This is a genomic window from Streptomyces sp. NBC_01171 (assembly GCF_045039805.1).
In the GTDB taxonomy this organism is placed as follows: domain Bacteria; phylum Actinomycetota; class Actinomycetes; order Streptomycetales; family Streptomycetaceae; genus Streptomyces.
The window spans coordinates 3,154,199-3,177,598 of the sequence record NZ_CP108609.1 but is presented as its reverse complement, the minus strand read 5'-3'; the positions used below and the strand labels follow the sequence as shown (position 1 = coordinate 3,177,598).

At 73.6% G+C, this 23,400-nt stretch carries 20 protein-coding genes; 10 read left to right on the top strand and 10 right to left on the bottom strand.

The window, feature by feature from the left end; genetic code table 11:
* Nucleotides 1-201: 201 nt before the first annotated feature.
* The 3 genes from OG448_RS14565 to OG448_RS14555 all read right to left on the bottom strand — a co-directional run bounded on the left by OG448_RS14565 (nucleotide 202) and on the right by OG448_RS14555 (nucleotide 3,662).
* The gene (locus OG448_RS14565; protein WP_405554112.1) at nucleotides 202-2,133 is read right to left on the bottom strand and encodes an FUSC family protein; all 1,932 of its coding nucleotides are present in this window, start codon (nucleotides 2,131-2,133) and stop codon (nucleotides 202-204) included.
* A gap of 69 nt (nucleotides 2,134-2,202) precedes the next feature.
* A complete protein-coding gene (locus OG448_RS14560) occupies nucleotides 2,203-3,126 on the bottom strand; it encodes a hypothetical protein (RefSeq protein ID WP_405554111.1) in 924 nt (307 codons plus the stop codon).
* 68 nt (nucleotides 3,127-3,194) lie between these two features.
* Entirely contained in the window at nucleotides 3,195-3,662 is a 468-nt protein-coding gene (locus tag OG448_RS14555) for a hypothetical protein (RefSeq protein ID WP_405554109.1), read from the bottom strand.
* Nucleotides 3,663-3,868: 206 nt separating this feature from the next.
* On the opposite strand from OG448_RS14555, the gene OG448_RS14550 reads away from it, so the two are divergent.
* Together OG448_RS14550 and OG448_RS14545 are read left to right on the top strand one after the other, a co-directional pair.
* Nucleotides 3,869-5,056, top strand: coding sequence for a PP2C family protein-serine/threonine phosphatase (locus OG448_RS14550; protein WP_405558807.1), 1,188 nt, complete (start codon nucleotides 3,869-3,871; stop codon nucleotides 5,054-5,056).
* A gap of 75 nt (nucleotides 5,057-5,131) precedes the next feature.
* On the top strand, nucleotides 5,132-6,184 hold the full coding sequence (locus OG448_RS14545; RefSeq protein WP_405554107.1) for a hypothetical protein: 1,053 nt from the start codon (nucleotides 5,132-5,134) through the stop codon (nucleotides 6,182-6,184).
* Between the two features lie 2 nt (nucleotides 6,185-6,186).
* On the opposite strand, the gene OG448_RS14540 is transcribed toward OG448_RS14545, so the two are convergent.
* The 3 genes from OG448_RS14540 to OG448_RS14530 all read right to left on the bottom strand — a co-directional run bounded on the left by OG448_RS14540 (nucleotide 6,187) and on the right by OG448_RS14530 (nucleotide 10,331).
* A complete protein-coding gene (locus tag OG448_RS14540; protein WP_405558805.1) occupies nucleotides 6,187-8,151 on the bottom strand; it encodes a YncE family protein in 1,965 nt (654 codons plus the stop codon).
* A 162-nt stretch (nucleotides 8,152-8,313) separates the two neighbouring features.
* Nucleotides 8,314-9,861, bottom strand: a complete 1,548-nt coding sequence (locus OG448_RS14535; RefSeq protein ID WP_405554105.1) for an LCP family protein — start codon at nucleotides 9,859-9,861, stop codon at nucleotides 8,314-8,316.
* Nucleotides 9,862-10,133: 272 nt separating this feature from the next.
* On the bottom strand, nucleotides 10,134-10,331 hold the full coding sequence (locus OG448_RS14530; protein WP_405554103.1) for a hypothetical protein: 198 nt from the start codon (nucleotides 10,329-10,331) through the stop codon (nucleotides 10,134-10,136).
* 111 nt (nucleotides 10,332-10,442) lie between these two features.
* On the opposite strand from OG448_RS14530, the gene OG448_RS14525 reads away from it, so the two are divergent.
* Nucleotides 10,443-11,786 (top strand): tetratricopeptide repeat protein, encoded by a 1,344-nt coding sequence (locus OG448_RS14525; RefSeq protein ID WP_405554102.1) that lies wholly within the window; start codon nucleotides 10,443-10,445, stop codon nucleotides 11,784-11,786.
* Between the two features lie 10 nt (nucleotides 11,787-11,796).
* Here the strand turns inward: OG448_RS14525 and OG448_RS14520 are convergent, their stop codons facing one another.
* A complete protein-coding gene (locus OG448_RS14520; RefSeq protein WP_405554100.1) occupies nucleotides 11,797-12,582 on the bottom strand; it encodes a hypothetical protein in 786 nt (261 codons plus the stop codon).
* 167 nt (nucleotides 12,583-12,749) lie between these two features.
* Here OG448_RS14520 and OG448_RS14515 point away from each other — a divergent pair, with 167 nt between their 5' ends.
* Together OG448_RS14515 and OG448_RS14510 are read left to right on the top strand one after the other, a co-directional pair.
* Nucleotides 12,750-13,715, top strand: coding sequence for a nucleoside hydrolase (locus OG448_RS14515; protein ID WP_405554098.1), 966 nt, complete (start codon nucleotides 12,750-12,752; stop codon nucleotides 13,713-13,715).
* Nucleotides 13,716-13,791: 76 nt separating this feature from the next.
* Nucleotides 13,792-15,438, top strand: coding sequence for an alpha-amylase family glycosyl hydrolase (locus OG448_RS14510; protein ID WP_405554096.1), 1,647 nt, complete (start codon nucleotides 13,792-13,794; stop codon nucleotides 15,436-15,438).
* On the opposite strand, the gene OG448_RS14505 is transcribed toward OG448_RS14510, so the two are convergent.
* Nucleotides 15,435-16,181 carry a DUF4142 domain-containing protein gene (locus tag OG448_RS14505; RefSeq protein ID WP_405554094.1) on the bottom strand — a complete coding sequence of 249 codons (747 nt, stop codon included), beginning with the start codon at nucleotides 16,179-16,181 and terminating at the stop codon, nucleotides 15,435-15,437. The two genes, OG448_RS14510 and OG448_RS14505, sit on opposite strands and share 4 nt — an antisense overlap.
* A gap of 279 nt (nucleotides 16,182-16,460) precedes the next feature.
* Here OG448_RS14505 and OG448_RS14500 point away from each other — a divergent pair, with 279 nt between their 5' ends.
* The 5 genes from OG448_RS14500 (at nucleotide 16,461) to OG448_RS14480 (ending at nucleotide 22,011) form a co-directional block, all read left to right on the top strand.
* Nucleotides 16,461-17,147, top strand: a complete 687-nt coding sequence (locus tag OG448_RS14500; RefSeq protein ID WP_405554092.1) for a DUF6445 family protein — start codon at nucleotides 16,461-16,463, stop codon at nucleotides 17,145-17,147.
* A gap of 120 nt (nucleotides 17,148-17,267) precedes the next feature.
* Nucleotides 17,268-17,687 (top strand): hypothetical protein, encoded by a 420-nt coding sequence (locus OG448_RS14495; RefSeq protein ID WP_405554090.1) that lies wholly within the window; start codon nucleotides 17,268-17,270, stop codon nucleotides 17,685-17,687.
* Between the two features lie 139 nt (nucleotides 17,688-17,826).
* Complete coding sequence (locus OG448_RS14490; protein WP_405558803.1) at nucleotides 17,827-18,486, top strand: DUF4328 domain-containing protein; 660 nt, start codon at nucleotides 17,827-17,829, stop codon at nucleotides 18,484-18,486.
* 136 nt (nucleotides 18,487-18,622) lie between these two features.
* Nucleotides 18,623-19,630 carry an MIP/aquaporin family protein gene (locus OG448_RS14485; RefSeq protein WP_405554088.1) on the top strand — a complete coding sequence of 336 codons (1,008 nt, stop codon included), beginning with the start codon at nucleotides 18,623-18,625 and terminating at the stop codon, nucleotides 19,628-19,630.
* A gap of 452 nt (nucleotides 19,631-20,082) precedes the next feature.
* Nucleotides 20,083-22,011: an ATP-binding protein gene (locus OG448_RS14480; protein ID WP_405554086.1), complete on the top strand. Its 1,929-nt coding sequence runs from the start codon at nucleotides 20,083-20,085 to the stop codon at nucleotides 22,009-22,011.
* 44 nt (nucleotides 22,012-22,055) lie between these two features.
* On the opposite strand, the gene OG448_RS14475 is transcribed toward OG448_RS14480, so the two are convergent.
* Nucleotides 22,056-22,817: a glycosyltransferase gene (locus OG448_RS14475; protein ID WP_405554085.1), complete on the bottom strand. Its 762-nt coding sequence runs from the start codon at nucleotides 22,815-22,817 to the stop codon at nucleotides 22,056-22,058.
* Nucleotides 22,783-23,310 (bottom strand): LysR substrate-binding domain-containing protein, encoded by a 528-nt coding sequence (locus OG448_RS14470; RefSeq protein ID WP_405554083.1) that lies wholly within the window; start codon nucleotides 23,308-23,310, stop codon nucleotides 22,783-22,785. Before OG448_RS14470 ends, OG448_RS14475 begins: the two co-directional genes overlap by 35 nt.
* Between the last annotated feature and the right edge of the window lie 90 nt (nucleotides 23,311-23,400).

Below are 23,400 nucleotides of genomic sequence, written 5' to 3'. Positions count from 1 at the left end.
TGTCGAAGGCGTCTGTTACCAGGTCGTGTTCCTGGCGGGGGGTCGGGAGGTGGTCTGCACTCTCCGCCTCGGCGGGACGCCCTTTGCGTCCTCGGCCGAACGCGTTCCGCAGGAGAGTGAGAATGCCCATGTGCGCACCCCTTCGCGTGAGTTGTCGCCGTAGATCCCTGGCCAGGACGGCCACGTTAGGTTAGCGGCCCGTCAGTGCGGTGTGGCGATGGCTCTCGCGGCCGCCACTTCTTGTCGTACCGGTTCCAGCACGCTGCCCGCCGGGCCGGTCAGGTGGGTGGGGAAGCCGGTGAGGATCTCGGCCTCCCGTACCCCCTCCGCCAATTCACCGAGTTGGCGCACCACTTGGTGGACCTCGGCCGAGGACGGGGGCGGTGCGCCGTGGTGGACGCGGACGCGGGCCGCGGTCGTCGCGTCGACGATCCGCTCCACGGCGACCACCAGCGGCCACCATGCCGCGGCGCGCCGTCCGGTGGGCGGCGGTTCGGTGAGCGCGCGCTGGAATTCCGTCCGGATGGTGGACAGATCGCGGTACAGGCGGCGCCGCATCCGGGTGCGGCGGGCGGGGTCGGTGTCGGCGCCGAACGCCGTCTGGACGTACGCCGCCGTGTCCTCGACCGCGTCCGCGAGCCGGTCGCCGACGCGGGTGTGCCAGCTCTCCGGCCACAGGAGGTACCCCGCGACCAGGGCGATCCCGCAGCCCGTCAGGGAGTCCAGCAGGCGGGGCAGCAGCAGGCCGGTGCCCTGGTGGTTGAGGATGTCGGAGAGCAGCAGGATCACCGGGGTGATCGCGGCGGTCTGGAAGCCGTAGCCGCGCGGGGTGAGCGCCGGGACGAGCGGGGCGAGCAGCATCATCACCGGTACGTCCCACCAGCCGATCGGCACCTCTGCCAGGACCGCCGCGGCGATCGCCAGCCCCGCCACCGTGCCCAGCGCGCGCAGCAGGGCGCGGGAGAAGACCGAGCCGAAGTCGGGCTTGAGGACGAAGGTGATGGTCAGCGCGACCCAGTACGAGCGTGGGACCGGGACGAGGGAGACGAGGGCCTGCGCGATGCCGATGCAGACGGCGAGGCGGAGCCCGTAGCGCCAGGAGCCCGCGGACAGCACCGCGTCCCGGGCGGTGCGGGCGATGCGTACGTGCAGGGCGACGGTGCGTTCGTCGATGCCGCGCGGGTCCACCGACGGGGAGGTGACGACCTCGGCGGTGTGCCTGAGGGCGTGGTCGACGGCGCGTTCGGTCTCGGTGAGGGCGAGGGGGAGCTTCGGCAGGCGCAGGCCGGCCGTGTCGCCGGTCTCGACGGCGTCGGCCAGTTCCCGTACCGTCCGGGGCACTTCGGGGGGCAGCGGGCGGCCGGTGAGGTGGACGGCGGGGGCGGCCTCGACGACCGGGGTGATGGCGTTCAACCGGGCCAGCAGCCGGGTGAGTTCCTCGCTGCGGCCGTGGTGCCGGGCGCGGTGGCCCAGGATCAGGTCGTACGCCTGGTTCAGCGAGCGGGTGACGTCGAAGCGGGCGCCGATGTAGCGGTCGTCGTCGGAGGTGCCGTCCAGCAGGTCGGCGACCCGGCGGTAGGCGTTCGCCACCGACGCCCGCTCCGGCACCCCGGCCCGCAGCGGCCACGCCAGCAGGGCGAGGGCCAGCACCAGCAGGCCGCCCCCGGTCATCAGCAGCGGCGCCAGCCACCAGGGGTGGGGCAGCGGGAGCCCGGCGCCGACCACACAGTTGAGCAGGAGCAGCAGCCCCGACACGGAGGCCACCGCGCCGATGGTCGAGATCATCCCGGACACCAGCGCGACCCCGGTGACCACGGCGACGGCGTACCACCCCTGCCCGAACACGAGCTGCCCGAGGATGACGCCGACGGCGCCGGTGAGCTGGGGTACGGCGATGGTGATGACCCGCATCCGGTACGCGTCGGCGGTGTCACCGATGACCCCGTTCAGCGCGCCCATCGACGCGAGCGCCCCGAGCGCGGGCTGCCCGGCCGCGAGCCCGATCGCCAGCGGCAACGTCATCGCCACGGCGGCCCGCGCGACAGCGGCCCAGTTGACAGGCGCCGGCTGCGGCCGAAGGTTCCGAACCAGCCAGTCGGGCGGGGTGAGGCCGATGGGCAACTCTCGGAACATGCGCCCATTATGTCCACTGTGCCCACCGGGCCCCTCAACCGGCCCGCCAGGTGGAAAGGTTGACCGTACTCAGACCCGCGCCCGGGTCCGCGCAGGCGACCCGGCGGACTTCCCCCCTCCCTCCCCCCGGCGACGGGCAGAGCGGCGGCGGGTCAGCCACGCCGTCAGCGCCACCACCAGGCCGAGGCCGAGGAGGAGCCAGGAGACCGTACGGAGGCCGGAGGTCAGGGCGTCGTAGACCGCGGCGGCGACCGGGTGGGGGACGTCGGCGGGGAGGTCGGAGAGGGTGAGGGCGCGGCCCGCGGTGAGGGCCAGGCCGAGGAGGGCGCCGCCCAGGGCGGTGCCGAGGGCGGTGGCGACGACCGCGCGGCGGCGGCGTACGGCCAGGGCGATCCCGGCGGCGGCGAACAGGACGGCTGCCACCGGCAGCCACAGACCGGCGACTTCGAGCATGTGGAATCCCTTGCGGTACCGGGTCAGCTCCCCCGCCGGGAGCACCGGGACCTCGGTGTGGCGCACCGGGATGCGGGCGGCGAGCGGTATGTGGTCCTCGGCGAGCTGGGCCTTGACCTCGGCGGTCACCGGGGCCAGGTCGACGGTGACCGCGCGCGGGACGCCGCCCGCCGGGGCGTCCTCGCGCAGCGCGCGCAGCACCGCGTCGTGGGTGACCCGGTTGCCGGTGTTCCAGGCGAGGCGGAAGGCGCGGGTGTGGGTGAAGGAGCGCACCGCGTCCCGCACGAAGGGGCCGACCGAGCCGCGTACCGGCGTCATGTCCGCGTGCTGGTCGACCTCGCGGAGGATGCCGTCGCCGACCGTGTCCGCGACGGCGTCCCGCACGGCCGGGTCGGCGGCGAGCGGGGCCATCGTGGTGACGTACCGGCCCGTGTCGGTGAGCGTGTACGCCGCCCAGGCCGCCGGTGCGCCGAAGGGCACGAGGAGGCAGGCAAGGGCGATGAGCGCGGCCGACAGGGCACTCCTCAGTCGGGGGTGCACGCCTTACAGGCAAGTCCCGCCGGGCCCGCGGCGCGAGCGGAGGGGGTGCGTTCGGGGGACGGGCGCCCTCAGCTCACCCGGTGTCCCACCGCGTCCTCGCGGGTGTAGAAGCGGTAGAAGAACACGACGAACGTCACCGCCGCCACGATCAGCGGTATGCCCACCGACCGCACCAGCGAGGCGCCCGCCTGGTTGTAGAGGAAGCCGAAGGAGACGCCGACGAACACCGCCCACAGCAGCGCGTGCACCTCGCGCCGCAGCCGGGGCGCGATGGTCAGTACGGCGTAGAACACGACCCCGAAGACCAGGGCCGTGAGGAACCCGAAGAGCAGGTTCCAGCCGGTGACGGGGCCGCCGCCGCGCCGGTTGGCGGCCGCCCAGTAGCCGTAGACCAGCGCCAGCAGCACCGGTACCGCCATCCTGGCCATGCGGTGGACGCGGTTGTCGAAGATGTCGGGGGGCGGGGTGATCGCCTTCGGGGCGTCCTTGCGACCGCCCAGGTGCCGCGCGCCGGGCGCGGGTGCCGCGTGAGCCATGAGAGCGCTCCTTACTCGCCGCTTCGGGCCACGACGTGACGGCCCGGCTTCCAGGGCACACCTGCGGCGACGGCCCGGCAACTCGGCCGGGCGGGTGACGGGGCCCGGATGCGGCCGGTACCGGCCCGTGTTCCCCTGAGGTTTCCGAGGACGGCGGCCCGCCGCGACCTTCGCGTCTCGGGACGGAGATGGGGCTCGTGACCGAGATGGAGTACCGGGACCGGCGCGAGCGGCGGCGGATCCTCAGCCGGGGCACGTCCTGGCTGGTCCCGCTGGTGCTGCTGGCGGCCATCGTGGCGGTGGACTTCCAGACGAGCGAGAAGTTCCGCGTCGTCTCCTGGATCATCCTGGTGCCGAGCATCGCCGCCGCGATCTGCGGGGTCGGCGCGACCATCACGTTCGCCCTGCTGTCGCTGGTCACCTACCTCGCCGTGGACACCGCCTTCCCCGAGCGGTACCGGGCCGGCACCGCCGACTTCGTGCTGGTCGCGCTCGGCGGCGCGCTCGCCGTGATCGCCTCCGTGGTGCGGGCGCGCCGGGAGCGGCATGGCCTGCACATGCGGGACATCGCCGAGACCACCCGCCGGACGGTGCTGCGCCCGCTGCCGCCGAACTGGGCCGGTCTGGAGCACGCGGGCGTGTACCTGGCCGCCGACATGGACGCGCGGGTCGGTGGCGACTTCTACGACATCCAGCCCGGCCCCCACGGCACCCGGGTGCTTGTCGGGGACGTGCAGGGCAAGGGCCTGGGCGCGGTGGAGACGGCCGCCGCGCTGCTGGGCACCTTCCGAGAGGCGGCGTACCACGAGGCCGACCTGGGGACCGTCGCCGACCGGCTGGAGGTGCGGATGTGCCGCCACCGCGGGCACACCGCCGCGCTCGGCCGGTACGACGGCGACCGGTTCGCCACCGCGCTGCTGCTGGGTTTCCCCAAGGACGCCCGGGACGCCGTCGAGGTGATCAACTTCGGCCATGAGCCGCCGCTCGCCGTGGGCCCGCGCGGAGTGCGCCCGCTGCCCGGCGGGGAGCGGCTGCCGATCGGCTTCGGGGACCTCACGGGGGACGCGGCGCCCGGCGCCGAGCCGGGGCCGCCCGCCTGCCGGGAGCGGCTGGACGAGGACGAGACCCTGCTGATGGTGACGGACGGCGTGACCGAGGCCCGCGACCGCACCGACGAGTTCTACCCACTGCTGAACGACGTGGTCCGGGCGGTGGCCGCCGACCCCGGCCGGGCCGCGCCCCGGCGGCTGGTGCGCCTGGTCCGCGAGGGGGTGCTGCGGCACACCCGCGGCCGGCTCGGCGACGACACCACCGTCTTCGCCGTACGCAGGCTCCCCGAGCCGCAGTCCGAGCCCCCGCCCGCGGCCACGACCGGGCGACCTTCGCCGTCCTGAGCCGCGCGCCCTCGCGTCCAGCGGTTACGGTGCTGGCTGACCGGCGTACCCGGCCGGCGAACAGGGGGAGGCGCCATGCCCGGAACCGTGCTGCTGCTCGCGGCCGCGCCGCTGGGCCGCGGCCGCCTGGTGGACGCGGCGGCCGTCCTGCCCGTACTGGGGGCCGTCGCCCCGTCCGTGCTGGCGGGCACCGACACCGCGAACGTGGTCGAACTCGCCGACCCGCTCGACCCGCAGGGCGTGCTGACCCGGCTGCGCGCGGCCGCCGCCGCGTCCGGCCCGCTGACGGTGTACGTCACCGGGCAACTGCTGCTGGACCGGCGCCAGCGGCTCCCCCACCTGGCGCTGGCCCGCACCACCCCGGCCACCGCCCGGTACACCGCGCTGCCCTGGCACTGGCTCAAGGACGAGTTGCGGCTCCGCCCGGCCGGGACCACCCATCTGCTGCTGGACCTGCACGCGGACGCCGAGACCTGGGCCGATCTGGCCGAGCGCCCGCTGGACTCGGGCCGTACGGCCGTCGTGCACGGCCGGATCGCGCCGCCGCCCGGCTGGCGCCGGATCGCGGAGCCGACGTACATGCGGGCGGTGGCGGCGCTGCTGCGCGGCGGGCACCGGCCGCCGGTCGCGGAGCTGCACCGGCGGGCGCTGGACCGGATCGCGGCGGAGCTGCCGTCCAACCTGGTGCTCACCGCCCCCGACGACGAGGGCGACCCGCACGCCGCGCTGAGCGCGGCCGTCCGGGCCGGACGGCACGCCGACGCCGACCGGCTGGCCGCCCGCCACCAGGAGGCGGCGGTACGCCGGCACGGCCCCGCCTCCGAGGACGCCCTGCACTGGGCGGAGGTCCGCGCCGACCTGGCGATGTTCGCGGGCGACCCGGTGCGCAGTTGCCGCGCCTGGCTCGGCGTGGCCGGCTTCCGCCTCGCCTCCGGCCACGCCCCCGACGCCCCCGCCGTGGAGTCCGCGGTGGACCGGGCCCACCATCAGTGGGGCCGCATCGAGGACGCGGACCGGGTCCGCGAACTGGGAGTCAAACTCGCGGAGTTGCGGGCCCGCGTACCAGGACGTCGGGAGGGCGCCCTGGACGACGTGCGGGACCGGCTGGAGCAACTACAGGACGGCTAGCGTCACTTGGTGAACAGGAAGTACTTCCAGGAGCCGTGGGTCGTGGAGTTCACGCTGTCGCCGGAGCTGCCGTTGATGTACGACGAGCGCACGCGGAGCCGGTAGCCGACCTCCTGGCCGTGGTCGCCGGTGTACCGCACCTCGGAGACCCCGTCGGTGCCGAGCCTGAAGTACTCCGACCCGGCGTCGTACCAGGTGCCCTGGTAGTAGACCTGGATCTCCAGCCGGTGCGAACGGCCCTGGTAGTAGGGCATCTTGGTGGTGAAGCGCGGGTCCGTGGACTTGTGGAAGTAGGCGTAGGTCTGGCCGTACGTCCTCACCGACTTGTACTGCTTGGCGGCCGTCAGGGAGACGCTGACGCGGGTCCAGACGGTGCTGGTGGCGCTCGCCGTCGCGGTGCGCGCGTCACCGGCGAACTTCGCGGTGAGCTTGGTGTCCCGGCGCAGGTCGAGGGTGACGGCCAGGTCGCCGTGGGAGTTGACCTTGCCGGACTTCACCAGCTTGTTCGGCTTGTCGGCGCCGTAGGGGTCGGCCCAGATCTCCACCGTGCGGTTCTTGTACGTCTTCCCCAGGTGGGCCGTGAACTTCACGTCCTTGCCGTAGGAGTAGACCTTGCCGTTGTTGTTCAGCGACAGCGACGTCTTGCTCCGGGAGACGGTCGCGCTGTCGCTGCCGGAGGCCGCGGTGTGGGCGGCGTCGCCCGCGTAGGACACCTTGTACGTGACCTTGCCGCCCGCCGGCGGGGTGTCGGTGAAGGAGTAGCTTCCGTCGGCCTTCGTGGTGACCTGGGGCAGCGCCTTGCCCTTGGGGGACTCCAGGTCGGTGCGGGTCACGCTGAGCCGGGTACCGGCCGGGAGCGCGGCCTTGGCGGAGACCTTGCCCTTGACGGTGAGCTTCTTGGCGCGGGGCGCGGTGGCCGGGGCGTCGGCGGTGACCTTGGTGACGGCCTTGGTGGGGCCCTCCAGCACGCGCAGCCGGTAGGCGCCGTCGTAGTCGTGACTGACCGCGAAGAGGCGTGAGCTGTCCGGCGCCCAGGCGAGCCCGGCGGGCGCGAGGAGCTGGTCGCTCGCCCCGAAGTCGTACTCCCGGACGGTGGTCCGCTGCCCCGGCTTGAACACGTACACGTCGGGCTCGTAGGCGCCGTCGATGCCCGCCGCCACCGAGCCGTCCGGGGCGATGTCCACCGCGTTCGGGTAGGCGTTGCTGGGGTACGTGCCGTCCTCCGACAGGTCGGCCGTGTCGTAGACCGCGTGGCTGTTCGGGGACGCGCTGGCCACCACCACGTGCCGGCCGTCCGGCGTGATGGCGAGGTCCTGCGTGTTGCCGCCGTCCATGGTCCGGTGCGCGGTGCGGGCCGGGGTGCCGGACGAGACGTCGTACACGCCCAGTTCGGACGGGCTCTGCGACGGGATGCCGACGACCAGCGTGCCGCCCGCGCCGTCGAGCATGGGCGCGGCGAACCAGGGGCTCTGCGGGTCCTGGGCCAGGGCGACGGTGTGCTCGGGCGCGGCGAGGTCGACGGAGCCGATGTTGCCGCCGATGCCGGTGGAGTCGGAGTCGTAGCCGAACCACAGCTTGTCACCGGCGACGGCCGGGTACTTGGGGTCGATGTCGCCCACGGGGTAGCGGGTGGACTCGGTGGCGGTCGCGGTGTCGAAGGCGACGATCGCGTCCGTGCCGCCGGGGACCGCCGCGTACAGGGTGGCGGAGTCGGCGGAGAGTTCCAGGCCGAGCACGCCGGGCAGGGCGGTGAGCTGCTTGACGACCGTGCCCCGGTAGTCGGTGATGACGATCTTGCCGCCGGACGGGTCGCTGAGGAACACCCGCTGGTGGACGCCGTCGACCACGATCGAGCCGGTCGACCTGACCGGCAGCGGCTGCACCGTGTCGGCGTGGGCGGGGGCGGCCGCGAGGGCCGCCGAGCTGAAGAGCACCGCGAGAGCGGTGGCGGTGGAGCGGGTGCGCATACGCACGCTGATTCGAACCCCCCGGAACGAATGCTGAGTTGGAGCCGTACGGGCGGCACGGCGCGGAGAATCCCCGGTGCGCCTGTGGTGTGTGTGACCTGTGTGCCTCGTGCGGCGAGTGAGCAAAGAGTAGGTCATGCCGCTGACAGCGTCACGCGGTGATCACCAGGTGAAGCCCTCCTGGATCTTCATGCAGGCATCCGTCCTGTCACCGCTCAGGACGGCCGCCGACTTGGGGACCTCGCGCCTGGCCGGTTCCGGGAAGCGGTCGCCGGAGGGCCAGTCGGCGCCGACGACGAGGGTGATGTCCTGGGCGTCGTCCACCGCGCGGACCCGGGCGGAGGGGATGTTCAGCGCCTTGGCCACCGCGAGGGCGTCGCCCCTGAGGGTGGTGCCGGAGTACAGGACGGAGGTGCCGGGCTCGGCGGCGGCCGTCTTCTCGTAGATGGTGTGGGTGAAGCCGTCGCCGCGGAGGATGCCGGCGACCGCCCCGGCGCGGTCGGGGGCGGGGGACTCCAGGCCCGCGCCGGTGCCGTTGCGGACCCGGACGGTGATCTCGGCGGCGGGCGCCGCCGGGTCCGTGGCCTTCGGGCCGGGGTCCTTGGTGCCGCGGCCGTCCAGCGGGACGTCGTCGCGGACCATGGAGACGAGCTTGTCGGCGTCGCCGGCGGCGGGCACCAGGCGGTTGGGGTCCTGCGACCACGGCGTGGTGGGCAGGGTGGTCATGGTGATCCGCTCGGTGGGCACCTTCTGCAGCTCCATCGAGAGGTCGTACAGCTTCTTGACCGTGCCGAGGCCCTCGTCGACGGTGAGCGCGCTGGTCGCCGCCTCCGCGAGGCGTCGCATCTCGGCGGGGTTGCCGAGGGTGGCGTCGGCGCGGAGCTGGCGGACCATCGAGTTCATGTACATGTGCTGGGCGTGGGTACGGCCGACGTCGGTTCCGTCCTCGAAGCCGTAGCGGGTACGGAGCCACTGGAGGGCCTGCTTGCCCTTGACCGGGTGGGTGCCCGCCCTGAGCTTGAGGCCGGAGCCGTGGCCGCTCGCGGTGTGTGAGTAGACGTTCTGCTCGACGCAGACCGGTACGCCGCCGATGGCGTCGGCCATGGCGACCACGCCGGAGAAGTCGACCATCATGAAGTGGTCCACGGGGATGCCGGTGAGCCGCATCCAGGTGGCGACCGTGCAGCCGGGGCCGCCCCGGCCCAGCGACTCGTTCGCCATCGCCAGGCTCAGCTCCGGGTAGACCTTCTTGGTGACGGGGTCCGTGCAGCGGGGGATCGGGACCATGGTGTCGCGGGGCAGGCTGATCACCGACATGTCGTTCCGGTCCGCCGAGACGTGCAGCAGCATCTGCACGTCCGCCAGCGGGGGGCGGCCCACGTCGCCCTTGGAGCCGCCGAGTTCGAGGTCGTCGGCGGTGTTCCGGCTGTCCGAGCCGATCAGCAGGATGTTCAGCGGGGTACGGCCCGCCGCGTCCGGGGTGGCCGAGGGGTTCGGGCTGTCGCCGAGGTTGAGCGGGGCCTTGGCGAGGTTGCCGTTGAGGTGCTGGTAGTAGAGGTAGCCGGCGGCGGCGGTGCCGAGCAGGAGCAGGGCCAGCGCGAGGGCGGTCCAGCGCAGGACGCGTTTCGCCCGTCTCCCGGGCGGCCGCACGGTCTCGCCGGTGGTGTCCGGTGCCCCGGTGTCCTCCGTGCGCAGGCTGCTACCCGTCATCCCCCGTGCCCTTCCGCCCTGGCCCCCCGACCCCGGCCACCGAAAAGAATCCCCGTTCAGCGGCCGGGCGGTGCGCGATGCGCGAAGGGCCTGGCCGGATCGACGCTCACCCTAATGGCGGGGTCCGCTGTCAACTGTTGACGGTGAGATATTCCACTCCCGTACAACCGGTCTCTTGGCGGGGTTTGGGGGGATTCACCGCTCGGCTTGGGGTGGGTTTTACTCGGGGTTGGGCGAGAAACCCCCTTGCGCGGAGGGGTTGTCGGGGGTTGTCAGGGCTGGGCGTGCCGGGCCACCGGCGCGGCATCCGCCGCGCGGGCCGGGCAGGCGTGGCCGGCGATCACGAGGGTGGCCACGGCCACGACGGCCGCGGCGACCCCTCTGGCGAACGGGCCGGCGTCCGCCGGGCGGAGCCGGGCGCGGGCGGGTGCATGGGGGCGTGCGACGGGGGCGGGGGTGCGACCTGGCACGGCTACCTCGCAACATCAGCGACGGGTCAAGCGGACTTGAGCCGCCGTTTAACCTAGGGCTGCGGGAACCCAACGACAAGGGGGACCCAGGGGAGTTGGGGAGGCGCGGGCATGCCGGAGCGGGACGGGCCGGAGGTGGTCGGGCGGCGCGTGCAACGGCTGCGCGCCGAACGCGGTATGACACGGCGACAGTTGGCCGAGCCCGCCTACACCCCCGCCTACATCTCCACCCTGGAGGCGGGCCGGGTGCGCGCCTCCGACGACACCCTGCGGCACATCGCGGACCGGCTCGGCGTCACCTTCGACGAGCTGGCCTCCGGCCGCCCCGCCGGGCTCGCCACCGCCCTGCAACTCCGTCTCGCCGAGGCGCAGCGGGTACTCGCCGACGGCCGGGCCGAGGAGGCCGTCGAGCGGTACGCGGCCCTGCTGGCCGAGGCGGAGGAACACGGTCTCGTCCCCGAACAGGCCGCCGCGCTGCTGGGTCTTGGCGAGTGCGCGCTGGAGACCGGTGAACTCCAGGCGGCGCACGGCCACTTCGAGCAGGCGGAGGAACGGCTGTCCGGCGAGACCCTCCCGGTACGGGTGCCCGCCGTACGCGGCCGGGCCGTGGCGCACTACCTGGCCGGTGAACTCCGGTACGCCATCTACCTGTTGGAGTCCACCCTCGACGAACTGAACCGGGGCGGCCTGCACGACCCCGACGCCCTGCTCCACCTCTACACCGCCGTCATCGGCCCCTACATGGACATGGGCGCCCACGCCCGCGCCGCCCAGGCCGCCGAGTTCGCCCTCGCGCTCGCCCCGCGCGCCGCCGACCCCGCGCTGATCGCCCGGATGCACCGCACGGTCGCCCGTACGCTGCTCGCCGAGGGCCGGCACGCCGAGGCGGACGCCTCCCTGGCCAAGGCGGCCGGGCTCTACCGCCGGCTCCGGCTGCGCACCGAGCTGGCCAACTGTCACTGGATGCGCGGCTACATCCACGCCCAGGCGGGCGAACTCGAGCGCGCTGAGACCGAGTTGCGGCAGGCGCTGGAGATGCTGGCCGAGACCCGGGCCGCGCTGTACCGCAGCCAGGCCGCCGTCGAGCTGGCCGACGTCCTGCACCGCCGGGGCAGACCCACCGAGGCCGCCGCCCTCCTCGACGGCGTCCTCGGCGACTTCTCCTCCGAACGCGGCGCCGTCCACGCGGCCGCCGCCCACCGCCTCCTCGGCATCATCGCGGAGGAGGCGGAGGAAACGGACTCCGCCGAAGAACACTACGTACGCGCCCTGAGCTTCCTCGAACGAGCGGGAGCGGCAGGCGACTTGGCCGATCTCTGCCGTCTCCTGGGCGACCTCCTCCGCCGCACGGGCCGCACGGAAGCGGCCCTGGACGCCTACCGGACGGGACTGGGCCACCGGACGACCCCGGGCACGACCACGCTGGGCCCGGCACCGGCGGGCTCGCCGTTCTAGACCCTCCCTTCTAGACCTGCGCCCGCCCCTGCCGCCGTACGTCCGCCAGGCGCAGCGCGCCGATCTGGACCGCCGCCTGGGTCGCGTCGTTCGGGACGTCGCCGGGGCCGCCGTTGGTGAGGGCGAAGGCGTCCTCGCCCACTCGGGCGGCGGCCAGTTCGAGGGTGAGGTCCTGTTCGTCGGCGTCGGGGTTCTCGGGGTCGGTGGCGGTGAGGGTGAGGCGGAGGCCCTGGCGTTTGTCCCCGACCTCGGGGAGGGGGAGGTCGGAGACCTGGATGTCCTCGGTCCAGCCGGTCTGGGTGGTGGCGGTGAAGCGGGCGCACTTGGCCGGCATCTCGCTCAGCCACTTCAGGTCGGCGTCCACGTCGGAGGGGCGGCGGGCGCCGATCTGGTAGCGGAGCTGGGCCTCGGTGCCGGGGTCGTCCAGGGCGACGGCGACGCGGGCGGGGGCACCGAGGACCTGGTCGGAGTAGAGCGCGTCCAACAGCCGCTGGCAGTCGGCCACCTCGGACCTGGCCTTCAGCATGCCGTCCCGCCAGGTCGCGATGCCGCCCGCCACCGCCCACGGCGAGCCGAGGTCGGACTCGGTGACCAGTGCGGCCTGCGCCTGGGCGTCGGTGAGCGCGGAATCGCCGGCCGGGGCCTTGGAGGTGGCCGCGGGCTTCTCGACCGTCGGCAGGGAGTACGTCGCGGTCGGCGGATGCTCCAGGCCGAGGGTCGCGCAGCCGCTCAGCGCGAGCAGCCCGCCGAGCGGCAGGAGGACACGGGCGCCGCGGGTACGTATGCCTCCGGTCATCGGGTGTGCCTCCTGATCGTTCCGGCCGCTGCCTGCTCCTACGGCACCACCGGTGATCAGGGCCCACCAGCGCTCCGGTCCGTTCGGGTGAGGAGCCCAGCGCCTACGGCCGGACGCTCGTCTAGGGTCGAGGCGTCCGTACGCAGCGAAGCCGGCAGGAGGCCGCCGTGCAGCCCGTGGTGCCCGTGATCATCGACTGCGACACCGGCGTCGACGACGCCCTGGCCCTGCTCCTCGCCGTCCGCCACCCCGGACTCGACCTGCGCGCGGTGACCTGCGTGGCCGGGAACACCGACGTGGACGGCGTGGTCCGCAACACCCTCACCGTGCTGGAGCGGGCCGGCGCCCCGGACATCCCGGTGGCCCGGGGCGCCGAACGACCGCTGCTGGAGCCCGCCCGCTCGGCCCGCCATGTGCACGGCCACGACGGCATGGGCGACCTCGGCCTGCCCGCCCCCACCCGCGCCCCGGCCGCCGTGGACGCCGTCACCCTGCTGCACCGGGAGATCCTCGCCTCCCCGCGCCCGGTGACCCTGATCCCCACCGCGCCCCTGACCAACATCGCCCTGCTGCTGCGCACCCACCCGGAGGTGACGCGCAACATCGAGCGCGTCGTCTTCATGGGCGGCGCGGTCGGCGTCGGCAACGCCACCCCGGTCGCGGAGTTCAACGTCTGGCACGACCCCGAGGCGGCCGCGATCCTGCTCGGCGCGGACGTGCCGATCACCATGTACGGGCTGGACGTGTTCACCCGGGTCGTGGTGCCCGGCACCGAGGTGCGCCGCCTGCGCGCCTCCACCGAACCCGGCGCGAAACTCGCCGGCGACCTGCTGTCCCACCGCCCCAGCGCCCCCGGCACCACCCCGGACGACGAGGAGGCGGGCGGTCTCGGCGACGCGGGTGCGGTCTGCGCGGTCGCCGACCCGGCCGGACTCACCACCCGCCCGCTCCCGGTCGAGGTCAGCCTCGCCCCCGGCCCGGCGCGCGGCCAGACCGTCGTGGACCGCCGCCCCCGGCCGGGCGAGTCCGAGATCCACGGCGGCACCCGCGCCCGCCCCCTGGTGGACGTGGCACTGGACGTCGACGTGGCCCGGTACGTGGACCTGTACCTGAAGACGGTGGAGCGGCCCTGACCCAGGTTTCCCCCGCCGGGCGACTTGGACAGCTTTCTGTCGACACCCCCAGGTGAACCGTACGAACGGAGCCCGCATGGCGGACCTCTCGTCCAGGAACCCCGACTGGTGGCGGCAGGCCGTCATCTACCAGGTATATCCCCGCAGCTTCGCGGACGCCGACGGCGACGGCCTGGGCGACCTCGCGGGCGTCATCGCCCGCCTGGACCACCTGGCCACGCTCGGCGTGGACGCCCTGTGGCTCAGCCCCTTCTACCCCTCCGAACTGGCCGACGGCGGCTACGACGTCGCCGACCACCGCGGCGTCGACCCCCGCCTCGGCACCCTGGACGACTTCGACACCCTGGTCGGAGAGGCGCACCGGCTGGGCCTGAAGGTCATCGTGGACCTCGTCCCCAACCACACCTCGCACCGCCACCCCTGGTTCCAGGAGGCCCTGCTCTCCGCGCCGGGCTCGGCGGCCCGCGCCCGCTACGTCTTCCGACCCGGCCGGGGAAAGTACGGCGAACTCCCGCCCACCGACTGGCGGTCGGTGTTCGGCGGCAGCGCCTGGAGCCGAGTCCCGGACGGCGACTGGTACCTGCATCTGTTCGCCCCCGAGCAGCCCGACCTCGACTGGTCGCACCCCGAGGTCCGGGAGGACTTCCGCACCACCCTGCGCTTCTGGTCCGACCGGGGCGTGGACGGCTTCCGCGTGGACGTCGCCCACGGCCTGGCAAAGGACCTCACCGAACCCCTACGGGACGTCGGCGGGATCGGCGCCACCGGCGAGGAGGCCCTGCCCCGCATGGCCCCCGGTAGCCACCCCTACTGGGACCGGGACGAGGTCCACGAGATCTACCGCGACTGGCGCACCCTGCTGGACACCTACGACCCGCCCCGCACCGCCGTCGCCGAAGCCTGGGTCCCGGACACCCGCCGCGCCCTGTACGCCCGCCCGGACGAACTCGGCCAGGCGTTCAACTTCGAGTACCTGGAGACCGGTTGGGACGCGGACCGACTCCGCCGCGCCATCACCGCCTCCCTCGCGGAGGCGCACACCGTCGGCGCCTCGGCGACCTGGGTGCTCTCCAACCACGACGTGGTCCGGCACGCCTCCCGCCTGGTCCTGCCGCCCGGCACCGACCTGGACGCCTGGCTGCGCTCGGGCGGCACCGACCCCGGGACCGACCCCGAGGCGGGACTGCGCCGGGCCCGCGCCGCGACCCTGCTGATGCTGGCGCTGCCCGGCTCCGCCTACCTCTATCAGGGTGAGGAACTGGGCCTGCCCGAGGTGGCCGACCTGCCCCCCGAGGCACTGCGCGACCCGGTCTGGGAACAGTCGGGGCACACCCGTAAGGGCCGGGACGGCAGCCGCGTGCCCCTGCCGTGGACGGCCGGCGGGCCCTCGTACGGCTTCGGGCCCGGCCCGGCCTGGCTGCCGCAGCCGGAGGCGTTCGCCCGGTACGCCGTCGAGGCGCAGGCCGGTACCGAGGGTTCCACGCTGGAGCTGTACCGCACCGCCCTGCGGCTGCGCCGCAAGCTGCTCCAGGGCGAGGAGCTGACCTGGACGCCCGGCGCCCCGCCCGGCGTCCTGGACTTCACCCGCGCCCCCGGCTGGCGCTGCCTGACCAACCTCAGCACGGAACCGGTGGCGCGTCCGGCGGGCGAACTCCTGCTGTCCAGCACGCCGTTGGGCGAGTCGGACGTGCTCCCGCCGGACACCACCGTCTGGCTCGGCTAGCCGATCGTCGGCGTGGGGCTCGGCTCCGCCGGGGTCGGGTCCTCGCGGGTACTGTTCGAGCCCGGTTCGCCGGGGATGGCCAGCGGAGTCGAGGTGGCGTTCGGCGGCGGGGTGAGCACGACCTGCGGCTGACCGGGGTCCGGCGCGGGCGGCGTCAGGTTGTCCGAGGGCAGCTTCGGCGGGGTGGTCTGCTGGAAGATGGTCTGGTCGAAGTCGACCAGACCGGTCTTCTCCATCACCGTCATGTGGTCGAGCACGGTGTCGTTGGCCTGGTCGGCCAGCGAGCGGATCAGCGAGTTCTTGGTGGTGGACCGGATCTTCGCGATGGCGTTGAAGATCGAACCGTGCGTCATCCGCAGGATGTTGGCGAAGTCGGTGTCGAACGCCTTGCCCGTCTCGCCCTTGAGCTGGGTCACGAACCCCTCCTGCTGGGGGCTCGCCACGTTGGGGATCGTGATGTTCAGCATCGGCGCGATCTTGCGGCAGGAGGCGTCCAGCGCCGCGTGCCCGTCGACCAGGTGCTTGCTGGCCTCCTTGACACCCGGGGAGGCGCCCTTCTGGAGCCCGATCTGCCCGAGCGGGTACTCCCACAGCCCGGCCGCGCGCACCTTCACCACGAAGTCCCGGTCCTGCTCGGTGAGCGGACCCCACTGGGTGTTGGCGATGATGCGGGTCTGCGCAGTGGAGACGGTGTCCAGCCCGAGCATGCTCGGGTAGGCCAGCGCCGCGAGGGTCAGTGCCATGGCACCGCCCACGAAGAGAGTTCCCGTCGCGTTCCGCGAAAAGCGCACTGTTCCTCCTGCCCGGTCGTGGTTCCGCCGACAGGCGGTTCAGACACACAGCAGTACGGACGTGGAGCCGATTCGTCTCGACATCCGCCGCAAAGATTCCGCGCCGGTTTCCGTAGCTGTGCGGCGGGAGCGTCCTTGGCCCGCCAACAACCAGTGTATGAGTGGACGTTGGCCAAAGGTTGACCTCTCCTCGGGCGAAGCGGCCCAGGTCAGCGGCCTAGATTTCGCCGCATGCCCCCGCAGCCACCGCCCGGAACGCCCGCCGCCCTGCCCGTCCTGCCGTACCGCAAGCCCACCGAGGGCCGCGACTACTGGGTGCTGGACGACGCCCTGCCCGACGCCGGCGCGGTGCGCGAGCGGTGTCTCGCCAAGGAGGACTGGGCCGAGGGGTACCCGTACACATCGGAGACCTGGCCCGGACTGCGCGCGACGCCCGGCCTCGAACCCGGTGAACTGGCCTGCGTGGAGCGGCTGGTGAAGAAGGCGACCGGCGCGAAGGAGCTGTGGGTCCAGCGGACGCCCGGCGGCGGCACCCTCAACCACAACTGCGTGCAGGTCGTCGGCGAGGGCGAGAGCGAGCCCCGCCCGCACACCGACTCCCGCGCGCTGTGCCGGTACGCGGCCGTGCTCTACCTCAACCCCGCCGTGCCGAAGTCCTGCGGCACCAGCTTCTACCGCCAGTCCCTCCCCGGCGGCCGGCTCGGCGGCAATGTCGTCCAGGCCCCGCACAACAACCTCGTCGACGCCCTCGGCACCCGCTTCGTCGCCTCCGACGCCTTCGCGGAGGACGTCCGCGTCCCGCACCGGGCCAACCGGCTGCTGCTCTACAACGCCAACCTGGTGCACAGCGCGACCGCCTACACCGGCCGCACGCTGGAGGAGAAGCGGATGACGGCGGTCTTCTTCTGGATGGCGTGAGCGACCGGGGCGTCACCCGTACGGCCTAGCCCCCGTGGTAGCCGGGCGCCGCGCGCCGGATCGTCGTACCTATGGCCCCACCCGGGGTTCACGGGGGACGAGACGTCGGAGGTAACGGCCATGAGCCAGCAGACGCAGTCGGCACGGTCCCAGCACAACGGGCTGGCCGAGGGAGGCGCGGTCTTCGCGGGTGTGCTGATGCTGGTGAACGGCATCCTCCACATCTTCCAGGGCATCTCGGCGATCGCCGCGGACGACGTGTACGCCCGTATCAACGCCTACGTCTACAAGATCGACCTGACCGGCTGGGGCTGGATCCTCCTGGCGGCCGGTGTGCTCGTGGTGGCGACCGGCGCGGGCGTGCTCATGGGCGCCGCCTGGGCGCGGGTGGTCGGCATCGTGCTGACCTCGGCTGGCCTGATCCTTCAGTTCCTGTTCCTGCCGTACGCCCCGATCTGGTCGCTGATCCTGATCGGCCTCGACTTCTTCATCATCTGGGCGCTGGCTACCTGGCACCCGGAGCGCCGTACGGCGGTCTGACCGCCGCATCCCGTACGGGCCGGTGCCGCGACGCTCTCCCGCTCGGCACCGGCCTCCTGTCCGGATTTCCGTGGGCTTCATGGGCGCGACAGTCCCTGGTGCCGGGCCGGTCGGCCGGGCGAGGATGGGGCCCGTGACCATGGACAACGCTCTTGAGACCCCTGCCGCGCCCCCCGACCCGCGGGCCTCGGACACCCTCGCCCGGCTGGCCGCCGGGGCACTGCTGCTGACCGGGGCCGGCTGGCTGGCGCGGGCGGTGTGGGAGGTACGGCTGTACAGCGCGGGCGAGCCCGCCTCCGGGCCCCCGGACCAGGGCGGCGGGGTGCACCGCCCGCTCACATCCCTGGAGAACTCGTACCACCTGGTGAGCACGGCCGGTTCCGTGCTCACTCTGCTGTGCGCGGCGGCCTTCCTGATGTGGCTGTGGCGGGTCCGGGACAACGCCCGCGCGCTGTCGGGGCGGCCGCCGAAGTACGCGGGGATCTGGGTGTACCTGGGCTGGGTGGTGCCGGTGGTGAACCTCTGGTTCCCACGCGGCATCGTGGCCGACGCCTACCGGGCGAGTGCGCCGGACCGGCGGCTGCCGGCCGTGGTCAACGTGTGGTGGGGGCTGTGGCTGGCCGGTCTGCTCGGCGGCGTCCTCCAGCAGGGGGACGCCGACTCCGTGATCGGCCGTGCCTACTCCGGGATCGGGTCGCTGCTGGTGGCCGACCTGGCCGTGGCGGGCGCGGCCGTGGCGGGGGCGCTGATGGTGCGTACGGTGACGGCGGCGCAGACGGCGCGTCTCGCGAGGGCCTGACGTCTCATGGGGTGTTGCTCCGGGACCGACCCCCGCAAGAACCCTTAGGCCAGACGGGTTTCCCGTCCTGCGCGCCGGGGTGGGTTGGGCGAATATGAGGATGTTTGCCCTACCCCTCCTCTGCTAGGGGGCCTCAATGGCTGCTGTCGACATTCCCCCGCTCATCAAGCCGTCCCGGCTCCGGCACCGGGGTGGGCTGGCGGGCGAGCTCATGGCGGAGTTCATCGGGACCTTCGTCCTCATCTCGTTCGGCTGTGGTGTGGTCGCCATGGCGGTCGCCGCGCTGCCGGGTTCCGGCCGCGCCGCCACCACCACGACGATCTTCCTCGCCGCCGGTGACTGGCTGCTGGTCGCCTGGGGCTGGGCCCTGGCCGTGACGTTCGGCATCTACGTGGCCGGCGGGGTGAGCGGCGCCCACCTCAACCCGGCGGTCACGCTCGCCATGGCCGTACGCCGGGGCTTCCCCTGGCTGAAGGTGCTGCCGTACTGGTTCGCCCAGGTCGCGGGCGCGTTCGCGGGAGCGGCGCTGGTCTACCTCGTCTACCACAACGCGATCGACGCCTTCGACTCCGCGGTCAAGGGGCCCAAGACGGACGGCCACACCCTGGCCTCGTTCTCCATCTTCGCCACCTTCCCCGCGCCCTACTTCCACGGCGGCATCTGGGGCCCGCTGATCGACCAGATCGTCGGCGCGGCCTTCCTGGTGATGTTCGTGGTCGCCATCCTGGACCTGCGCAACCAGGCGGTGAAGGCGAACCTGGCCCCGTTCATCGTGGGCCTCGTGGTGGCCGCGATCGGCATGTCCTTCGGCGCCAACGCGGGCTACGCCATCAACCCCGCCCGTGACTTCGGCCCCCGGCTGTTCACCTGGGCGGCGGGCTGGGGAAGCCTGGCCTTCCCGGGGAGCGTGGCGGGCCAGTTCAGCGGCTACTGGTGGATTCCCATCGTCGGCCCGCTGATCGGCGGCATCGTCGGCATCCTCCTCTACGACCTCTTCGTCGGCGACGTCCTCTACCTCCGCCACGACCTCGGCGAACTTCCCGAGCCCGGCCGCAGCCGCCCGGTCCGGACGATCGACCGGGACGACGAGACGGGCCGGGGCGGCGACAAGCCGAAGGGGCCGGACGAGGACGACGAGTATTAGGTTCTCTCCGCAGGCTGGACCCGTGGGCGGCTCGGACTCCGGGCCGCCCACCGGTATGTGCACCTGTGTACGAGGCTTCAGTGCGGCGTGTGATCCCTGGCCCGCGTCCGCACCCGAGGTCGCGGGCGGCCGTTGGACTCTGCGTGAAGGCGGCGCGGTGCAGGAACGATTTGGCTGTGCCTCGCGCCCCCTCCCTGAGCGTGCGGCCACGCGGAGCCGCACCGCCGCGAGCTCTGGAGCGCAGAACAGTGTGGGCATACGCCGAGGACACCGAGTGGGCTTCCGCAGCGGGGCGTTGTGGACCGGACGGGCTGATCGGACGGGGGGAGGAGACGGATTCCCTCCGGGAAGGGCTGGCCCGGCATCGGCTGGTGACGGTGACGGGCGCTGCGGGCGTGGGGAAGAGCGCGCTGGCCGCTGTAACGGTGGGGGGAGCGGGGGGTGGGCCTGGTGTGGAGCCCGCGTACGGGCGCTCGGGCGACGCGGCTTCACCCCGCGTCGACGGTTCGACGGCCGGACCCCCCTGGGCTCGGGTGATCTACGTGCGGTGCCCCGGCGGGGGCGGGCCCGTCGCCGTGGGGGCGCTCGCCGCTCGGGTGGCGGAGGCGGTGCTGGGGTCGCTGGGTGCGGGCGCGGACCGGCGGCGGACGGGCGGCGTGGGGGCGGTACCGGACGCGCGCGGTGCCCGTACGAAGGCCCGGCCCGCCCTCGCCGACCTGATCTCGGCGTTGCGGGGCACGGCCGGGCGGCGTCCCGTACTCCTGCTGCTCGACGACGCCGACGCGGTGCGCACCGAGTGCGCGGGGCTGGTGCAACGGCTGCTGATGGACGTACCCGGCGTGCGGGTGCTGGTGACCTGCCGCCAGGCGCTCGGGCTCGGTGAGGAACGGGTGCTGCGGCTGATCCCGCTGGCCCCGGACGCGGCGGTGGAACTCTTCCTCGCGCGGGCCCGCGACACCGCCCCCGGTTTCCGCGCGGAGGGCGCGGAGTCGGCGGCCGTGGCCCGGATCTGCCAGGTGCTGGAGGGCGTACCCCTCGCCGTGGAGCTGGCCGCCGGCCAACTGGACGCGGAGCCCTCCGTCCGGGCGCTGGCCGACCGGCTGGAGCAGGGCCAGTGCTGGCTGTCCGCACCCGGCCCGGCCCTGCGACGGCACCGCTCGCTGCGGTCGGCCGTCGGGGCGGCGTACCTGCTGTGCGAGCGGCCGGAGCGCGCGGTGTGGAGCCGGAGCAGCGTCTTCGAAGGGGCGTTCACCGAGCCGACGGCGGCGTACCTCTGCGCGGGTGCGGGCGTCGCTCCGCACCAGGTCTCCGCCTGCCTCGCCCAACTGGCCGCCGCCGGGGTGCTGGACACCCTGGACGAACCGGGTGGCCTGCGGCCGCACCGCTACCGCATGACCCGCGCCGCCCGCGACTTCGGCGCCGAACGACTCCGCGCGGCCGGTGAGTTCGAGGTGGCCGTGGAGCGCCACGTACTGCACCACCGCCGCCTCGCGGAGGTCGCCGAGCACCTGTGGCACGCGGGCGACCAGCGCCAGGCGGCCCGCCTCGTACGGGACAACGCGGCCGACCTGACGGCACTGGTGGAGTACGCGTCCCGCCCGGAGGCCCCGGCCGCCCAGGTGACGGCGGCGCTGGCCACGGTGGCGGACCTGTGGTTCTGGTGGACGGTGTACGACCACGGCGAGGAGGGCCGCGCCCACCTGGCCCGCCTGCTGCCCCGAGCGACCGCCGACGACCACCTCACCGCCCGTGCCCGCTGGCTCGCCGCCTGGCTGCACGCCCCCGGCGACCCGGCCACCGCCCGCGCCCTGCTCGGCCAGGTCTGGCCGACGGCGGTCCTCGCCGGTGACGACGCGCTGATCGGCTGGGTCGCCCACGTCCAGGGCGTACTGGCGTGGGAGCGCGGAGACGCCCGTACCGCCGCCGAGTGCTTCCGGCAGGCCGCCGACACCGTCCCGGCGTTCGCCCCCGGCGGCCCGGCCCCCGCCGTGAGCCTGGCGGCGCTGGCCGTGGCCCAGGCCCGCACCTCCCCGGGCGCCGCGGGTCGCAGCGCGCGCCGGGCGATGGCCACCCCTGGGGTACGCGACGACGCCTGGGCGACGGCCCTGGCCCGCTACGCCCGCGCCTACACCGACCACCACCAGGGCCACACCGCCCGAGCGTGGCACCGCGCCCACCGCACCCTGGCCACGCTGGACACCCGCGTCCCCCTGCCGGGCACCTGGGACTCCCCCGACATCCCGTCCGTACGCGCCTCCCTGCACCGCCTGCTCGCCGACATCGAGTCCCCCCGCACCCCGCGAGCCGCCCGCCCCACGGTGCCGGCCCCCCGGACGGACACATCGACGCCGAGCAGAACGTCCAGCCGCGCCCAGGGTTGACGGACATTCGGGTTGTTTCACGTGAAACACGTAGGCGAGCGGGATCAGCCCTTGATGGCCGGTGGCCGCCAGCGCCACCCCGCCGCGTGCAGGGCCTCCGCCCGCTGGACGGCGATCTGGACGCGGAGGCGGGCCTCGGCGCGGTCACGGAAGGCTTCGGACGCCGTGTGCTGGGTGGGGTGCTTGCGGTAGAGGGTGCCGGGCTCGGACTGCATCCAGCCGGGGCTGACCGCCTCGCAGCTCAGCAGCAGCGCGCCGTCCTCGAAGGCGGGCAGCGCGGGCCAGCCGCCCAGGAGCCGGACCAGTTCGGTGTGGACGGTCTGCGTGGTGCCGACCACCGGCATCGCCCCGCGCGCGGCACCGTCCAGCAGAGCCCGGGCGGGCAGCGGGCCGGGCTCGGGGTCGTAGGGGCCGGGCTCGAGACGCCCGTCGGGATGCAGGTCGAGACAGGGCGAGACGGTCCACCCGTAGCCAGGTTGGGCAGCCAGCACCTCGATGTCGCGGGCAAGCGTGTCGGCATCAGGCAGAAGATCATCGGCATCGACGCACCGCAGCAGGGCACCGGTGACCCGAGCCAGCCCGAGCGTACGAGCACGAGCGGCTCCACCGTGCCGCCCTGTCCTGGTGGAGATCCACGCCTCATCAGGCAGCACCCCCGCAGGCCGCCCCGTCTCCCCGTCCTCCTGCACCACCCACTGAAGCCCCCACCCCGCAGGCAGCCGCTGCGCACACAACGAGTCGTACAACTCGCGCAGATAGGCGTGCCCGCCGTCATGAACCGGCGTCAGGACGCTGAGCGTAGGCATACGGAACGCGCTCCCCTTCGACGACCGAGGCCCTGCCCCGAAGTTTTGAAAGCCTAACGGGGGCCCCAGCCACACGGGTCGGCTCTGTAAAAGGCTCCCCCAACTCCCTTGCCCACCTGCACTTCTTTTGTCCGGGTCGACGCGGTGCGCCCTGCTGGCCGACCCGCTCTGTACGGACGGCCGCCTCGATGCTGCCGAAGCGGGTCATGCGGGGGTGGGTGCCGGGGACCGCCTGGAGCTGGTCGGCGAGCCAGTCGCTGTAGGAGCAGCCCTGTTCGTGGAGGAAGAAGTCCTCCGTGGCCAGCTCCTCCCAGGCCCCGGGGCGGGTGCGGTCCGCCAGCCGGTGGCCGGGGGCGCACAGCAGGTCCAGCGGCTGGACGGCGATGCGTTCGGCGGTGATGTCCGCGTGGTCGACGCGGTCCTCCAGCAGCAGGGCGACTCGGCGGCTTGCTCCAGCAGGGCTCGTGCGGAGTCCGCGTAGCGCATGGGCCACGTATGGCCGTGATTTCGTCATGTGTCCGGCGCCGGCGCAGCAGCTCGGCCCGAACGCGGCCAGGCCGCCTACGCGACGTCGTCCTTTCTG